At 78.1% G+C, this 5,173-nt stretch carries 3 protein-coding genes; 1 reads left to right on the forward strand and 2 read right to left on the reverse strand.

The window, feature by feature from the left end; translation table 11 throughout:
• Positions 1 to 47 precede the first annotated feature (47 nt).
• On the forward strand, positions 48 to 1,667 hold the full coding sequence (locus tag ACSNOK_RS30480) for a PucR family transcriptional regulator (protein ID WP_436784032.1): 1,620 nt from the start codon (positions 48 to 50) through the stop codon (positions 1,665 to 1,667).
• Between the two features lie 105 nt (positions 1,668 to 1,772).
• On the opposite strand, the gene ACSNOK_RS30485 is transcribed toward ACSNOK_RS30480, so the two are convergent.
• Positions 1,773 to 2,900 carry a glycosyltransferase family 4 protein gene (locus ACSNOK_RS30485; protein WP_436784033.1) on the reverse strand — a complete coding sequence of 376 codons (1,128 nt, stop codon included), beginning with the start codon at positions 2,898 to 2,900 and terminating at the stop codon, positions 1,773 to 1,775.
• Positions 2,901 to 3,253: 353 nt separating this feature from the next.
• Positions 3,254 to 5,005, reverse strand: coding sequence for a DNA repair protein RecN (recN, locus tag ACSNOK_RS30490; protein ID WP_436784034.1), 1,752 nt, complete (start codon positions 5,003 to 5,005; stop codon positions 3,254 to 3,256).
• Positions 5,006 to 5,173 lie beyond the last annotated feature (168 nt).

The raw sequence follows: 5,173 nt of genomic DNA on the forward strand, positions 1-5,173 counted from the left end.
CCCCTCGCGGGCTCCCGGTCCCCGGCCCCGTCCCGTAAGTTCACGTCATGCACGACCAGCCGCCCGCACCGATGCCCGGGGCGCCCCGGAGCACCGTCACCGTCGCCCGCGCCCTGGAGCTGCCGGCCCTGCGCCGGGGCCTGCCCGAGGTGCTCGCCGCCGCCGACCGCCTGGACCGTCCGGTGCGCTGGGTGCACGCCGGCGAGGCGCCGCACATCGCGGCGCTCCTCAAGGGCGGCGAGTTGCTGCTGACCACCGGCCTGGGGCTGGGCAGCCGCCCGGCCGAGCAGCGCGCCTTCGTCCGTGCCCTGGTGGAACGGGACATCGCGGCGTTGGTGGTGGAGCTGGGGACGCGGCTGCCCGCGCTGCCCGGCGCGGTGGTGGAGGCGGCCCGGGCGGCCGGGCTGCCGCTCGTCCAGCTGCACCGGGAGGTCCCGTTCGTCGCGGTCACCGAGGAGATCCACACCGAGCTGGTCAACGCGCACTACGCGCTGCTGCGGCGCGCGGACGGTCTCCACCGGCGGTGCACGGAGGCGCTGCTGGACGGCGGCGGGGCGCCCGAAGTGCTGCGCCTGCTGGCGGACTTCACCGCCAACCCGGTCTTCCTGGAGGCCGCCGACGGCCGGCTCCTCTACGCGGCCGGTCCCGACCCGGCACCGCCGGGCGCCGCCGGCCCGCTCCAGGCGTGGGACGGGCTGCGCCCCGCCGGTCTGGCCGGGCAGGTCACCGTGGACGTCCCCGGGCAGCCGCCCGCCGGCCCGCGCGCACGGCTGACCGTCCTCCCCGTCCACGCGCCCCTGGCGCCGGTGCACCGGGCCGCCGCCGACCGGGCGGCGGGCCTGCTGGCCGTCGTCCTCCTCCAGGCCCGGCAGGAGGAGGAGCTGGCGGCCCGGGGGCGCGGCGACTTCCTCACCGACCTCGCCGAGGGCCGCCTCGACCCGGCCGACGCCCCGGCCCTGGCCCGCGTCCTCGGCTTCCGGCCCGGCCCGGGCCCCCTGCTGCCGGTCGTCCTCGGCGCCCCGGCGGCCCCCGGCCGGGACGCCGCCCCCGCGGCCCTGACCTGCGCGGTACAGGAGGAACTGGCCGGCGTGGGGGTGCCCGTCCTCCTCGGCGTCCGGCTGCCGGAGGGCCGGATACCGCTCCTGGCCGGCCTCCGGGACGCCGCCGACCGTCCGGCGGTCGCCGACCGGCTGGCCGCCGCCCTGCACGCCGCGGCGCGGCGGGTCCGCACCCGCCCGCCGGTGGTCGTCGTGGGCGCGACGGCCGACTGGGCCACCGCGGACGGCGCCCTGCGGCACGCCGCCGAGGCGGCGACGGCCGCCGCCGGCCTGCCGGACCGCCCCTGGTACGACGCCCGCGCCCTCGACGTCGACCTGCTGCTCTCCCGCCTGCGCGGCGGCGGCGACCTCACGTCCTTCGTCGACCGCGTCATCGGCCCCCTCCTCACCCACGACGCCACCGCCCGCACCCCCTTGCTCCCCACCCTGGAGACGTACCTCCGCCACGCGGGCCGCAAGGCGGAGACGGCACGGGAACTGCACGTCAACCGCCAGACGCTGTACGACCGGCTGGCCCGGATCGCCGGCCTGCTCGGGACGGATCCTGACGATCCGGACACGCGGCTGGCGCTGGGGGTGGCGTTGCGGGGGCGGCGGCTGGTGGGCTGAGGGGGCCCCTTTCAGCCCGTCCGGCGTTTGAGGACGAGCGGCGAAGCCGCGATAACGGGGTCTGGGGCAGAGCCCCAGGAAACGGTGAAAGGGCGGGACCGGGGCTCACCCCACCAACTCGTCGTACACGCTCAGCACATGAGCGACCGCGTCATCCTCCGAAGGCCACCCCGCCCCCATCCGCCGCCCCGCGGCGACAAGCTCCGCCCGACGCCGCGCGTCCCCCAGCACCCGCGACACCGCGAGCGCCAACGCCTCCCCGTCCCCGTAGGGGACGAGCTCCGCCGCGTCCCCGACCAGGTCCGGCACCCCGCCCACCGACGTGGCCACCAACGGCACCCCCGCCCGAAAGGCCTCCTGCGCCAGCAGCGACCGCCCCTCCCACCGGCTCGGCAGGATCACCAGGTCCGCCGCGGCCAGCAGCTGCGGCACGTCGTCCCGCCGCCCGACGAGCCGCACGGGCAGCCCTTCGTCCTCGATCCGCCGCTGCAGCGACGGCCGCTCGGGCCCTTCGCCGGCGACGACGAGCAGCGGCTCGGGGTCGAGCCGCCGCCAGGAACGGGCGGCGTCGAGCAGCGGCCCGTACCCCTGCTCCGGTTCGAGCCGCCCGACGGCGAGGAGCAACGGCCGCCCCAGCACGCCCAGTTCGGCGAGCACCTTGTCGCGCGGGACGTCACCGTCCGGTTCCGGGGCGGCGGGAGCCGCGGCCCGCGGCCCGGGGAACGCCACGGGCGTCAGCCGCGCGTCCCGCGCCCCGCGCAGCCGCGCCTGGTCCACCAGGTCCGGCGAGGTGCCGAGCACGACGGCGGCGGCGCGCGCGGCCCGCCGCTCCATCAGCCGTACGACGTGGGCGCGGGCGCCCGTCGCGCGGACGCGCCGGTGCCAGGTGACCACCAGGGGCGTCGGCCGCCCGCGCAGGGCCAGCGCGGCGAGCACGCCCCACCGCAGACCGTGCGCGTGCACCACGTCCGCGTCGGCGCTCGCCGCCCGGATCCCGGCGACGAGGAGCGCGTCGGTCCCGTCCGGCAGGGGCGCGAACGCCGCGCCGGTGCCGGTGAATCCGTACCGTTCGTCCGTCCCCCCGGCCGCGCACACCGTCACCCGGAGCCCCCGCGCGACGAGGCCGGCGGCCAGCGACCGCACGTGGGCGCCGCTGCCCGCGCTGCCGCCGCCCAGCACCTGGACGGCGTGCGGGGCCGGCCGGCCGTGAGACGTGCCGGATGAACTGCTCACGCGGGGGTGACTCCTGGATTGGATCGGCGGGATCGGCGTCGTACGGGAGGACCGGCAACGGCGCGGTGCCGTGCCCAGGATGCCAGCCGCCACCGCCGTCCGGGCACCACCGCTCCGCGCACGGCCCGCCCTGTCTCGCCCGCACATCTGCGGATTCACCCGGTTTGGGGATTACGAGCCGTTGGCCCCGGGACGGCCCGACGCCCGTGTAAGCACCGACCTGTTGCGCCATGACCGTTTTCGCCCCCGCGACTCCCACCGCGCCGGGCGGCCGAGGGTCACCGTCGCGAGAGCGCAGCCGTCGCGGGGACCGCCCCGCGCAAGCCGCGGCCCTCCCCCGAACCGCCGCCGCCTCACCTCCCGGCCCGCGCCGCCTCCAACAACTCCTCCGCGTGCGCCCGGGCGAGCCGCGAGTCCTCCTGGCCGGCCAGCATCCGCGACAGTTCGCGGATCCGGTCCTCCCCCTCCATCGCCTGCACCCCGCTGCGGGTCACCAGCCCGTCATGGGTCTTCTCGACCACCAGGTGCCGGTCGGCGAAGGCGGCCACCTGCGGGAGGTGGGTGACGACGACGACCTGCGCGGTCCGGGCGAGCCGGGCCAGGCGGCGGCCGACCTCGACGGCGGCCCGGCCGCCGATGCCCGCGTCCACCTCGTCGAAGAGGTAGGTGGGCACCGGGTCGGAGCCCGCGAAGACGACCTCCACGGCGAGCATGACGCGCGACAGCTCACCGCCGGAGGCACCCTTGGCGATGGGCCGCGGATGGGCACCGGGGTGCGGGGCCAGCAGCAGCTCCACCTCGTCGGCGCCGTGCGGCCCGTACGCGACGGGGCGCCCGCCGACCTCGATGCCGGAGTCCGCGTCGGCGACCTCGTTCTGCCGGACGTCGAACGAGACGCGCGCGTGCGGCATCGCGAGCTGCGCCAGCTCCTCCGTGACGGCCTCCGCGAACCGTTCCGCCGCTTCCGTACGGGCGTCGGTCAGCTGCCGGGCGAGGGCCCCGAGTTCGTCCCGCAGGGCGTCGCGTTCGGCGGTGAGCTCGGCGATCCGTTCGTCGTCGCCCTCCAGCTCGCCCAGCCGGGCGGCGCTCCGCTCGGCCCAGGCGAGGACGGCGGCGGCGTCCTCGCCGTACTTCCGCGTGAGGTGGGCGAGCGCGGCCCGGCGCTCCTCGACGGCGGCGAGCCGCCGGGGGTCGGCGTCGAGGTCGGAGGCGTACCCGGCGAGTTCTCCCGCCACGTCGCGGAGCAGGATGCCGAGCTCGCCCGCCCGGTCGGCGAGGGCGGCCAGCGCCGGGTCGTGGGAGCGGACGGCCTCCAGCGCCCGGTGGGCGGCGGCCACCAGCGAGGCCGCGTCCAGGGCCTCGGGGTCCTCGGGGTTGCCGGCCAGGGCCGCGTGGGCGACGGTGGCGGCGGAGGCGAGGGACTCGGCGTGGCCCAGCCGCTCGGCCTCGGCGGCGAGTTCGGCGTCCTCGCCCGCCCGCGGCTCGACGGCGGCGATCTCGTCCAGGCCGAAGCGCAGCAGATCCGCCTCCTGGGCGCGCTCGCGGGCCCGGGTGGTCAGCTCGTCGAGCTCGGCGGCGACGGCGCGCAGCCGCCGGTAGGCGTCGGTGTACTTGGCGAGCGGCGCGGCCACCGCGTCCCCCGCGTACCGGTCGAGCGCGGCGCGCTGCCGGGCCGGGCGGAGCAGGCCCTGCTGGTCGGTCTGGCCGTGGACGGCCACCAGGTCGTCGGCGAGCTCGCCGAGCAGCCCGACGGGCACGCCGCGCCCGCCGACGTGGGCGCGGGAGCGGCCCTCGGCGGACAGCGTCCGGCTGACGAGCAGCGCCCCGTCGTCCAGCTCGGCGCCCGCCTCCTCGGCGCGTACGGCGGCGGGGGACGCGCGGTCGACGACGATCCGCCCCTCGACCACCGCCGCCTTCGCGCCGACGCGTACGAGCGCCGGGTCGGCCCGGCCGCCGAGCAGCAGCCCGAGGCTGGTCACGACCATGGTCTTGCCGGCACCGGTCTCGCCGGTCACCGCCGTGAAACCTGGTGACAGCTCGACCACCGCGTCGTCAATGACGCCCAAGGACCGGATCCGCATCTCCTCCAACACGGATACGACCATACGAGGTTCCGGGGCCCCCTCGCGACGGCCGCCCCTACGGGCCGTGTCGGGCCACGGGCGAACCCCTCCGGGAACGCCCTTACGGGAACGCCTTTCCGCACCGTTCTCGGACGCGCCGACCGTCCCGAATCTCCCCCGGGAGCACCCGACCCGGCCCGGCCCACCCCC

The sequence above is a fragment of the Streptomyces sp. URMC 126 genome (assembly GCF_051386555.1).
GTDB lineage: Bacteria > Actinomycetota > Actinomycetes > Streptomycetales > Streptomycetaceae > Streptomyces.